The sequence below is a fragment of the Mesorhizobium sp. M2C.T.Ca.TU.002.02.1.1 genome (genome assembly GCF_003997225.1).
On the sequence record NZ_RZTO01001426.1, the window covers coordinates 1 to 686 of the forward strand.

2 protein-coding genes are annotated in these 686 nt (G+C 62.8%); both read right to left on the minus strand.

Going from position 1 to position 686, the window contains the following annotated elements; all coding sequences use genetic code 11:
* Positions 1-17: 17 nt before the first annotated feature.
* Positions 18-218 (minus strand): DUF680 domain-containing protein, encoded by a 201-nt coding sequence (locus EOD07_RS36540; protein WP_127238515.1) that lies wholly within the window; start codon positions 216-218, stop codon positions 18-20.
* 322 nt (positions 219-540) lie between these two features.
* The coding region (locus EOD07_RS36545; protein ID WP_127238516.1) for a DUF680 domain-containing protein at positions 541-686 on the minus strand (146 nt) is incomplete at its 5' end.

Sequence of the window (686 nt, forward strand, 5' to 3'; positions counted from 1 at the left end):
TGCAGGGACAAGGCCGTTCAGCGGTTACCGAACAGATCCTGAGCCTGGGTCGCCGGCTTCTGGACGTTCGCGTCCGACTTCTTGATCGACGCGGTGAGCGAGGTGTCGACCGAAGCAACCGGCCGGTTCGCCTCGTTGGGGTTGTAGTGGTCCGACCCGGCGAAGGCGACGCCAGTGGCGACAAGCAGGGCGGCAGCGGTAAGAGCGATCTTGGTCATTTCAAATACTCCTGGTTTCGGGTTGAGCTGTTTGGTCGGGCGCGATTGACGATCCGATGACCTGGTGGATCGGCATGGGACAGCCTCGGACAATCGCCCGGGTGCCGCCCGCTCGCTCCACTCACTTGAATTTCCTGGCATCGGCCCCGTCTATCGGCCCTTGCTCCCACTTCGACGGCACCAGGGGCGTCGTTACAGGCATCACCGCTTCGTGATGAATGCTTGATCAACCCCCGGAAAGCCGGCCCAAGGGTAGCCGGCTGCAGAAAAACAGAGCGGCGGGACAAGCCCGCCGCTTTGAAGTCTTGGGAGACCAGGCCGTTCAGCGGTTGCCGAACAGATCCTGGGCAGGAGCCTGAGCCGCCGGCTTCTGGACATTCGCGTCCGACTTCTTGATCGAAGCGGTGACCGAGGTGTCGACTGAGGCGGCCGGCCGGTTGGCTTCGTTGGGGTTGTAGTGGTCAGACC

Coding starts and splice junctions, on each gene's coding strand:
- EOD07_RS36540 (WP_127238515.1), bottom strand. CDS start 218: ATGACCAAGATCGCTCTTACCGCTGCCGCCCTGCTTGTCGCCACTGGC.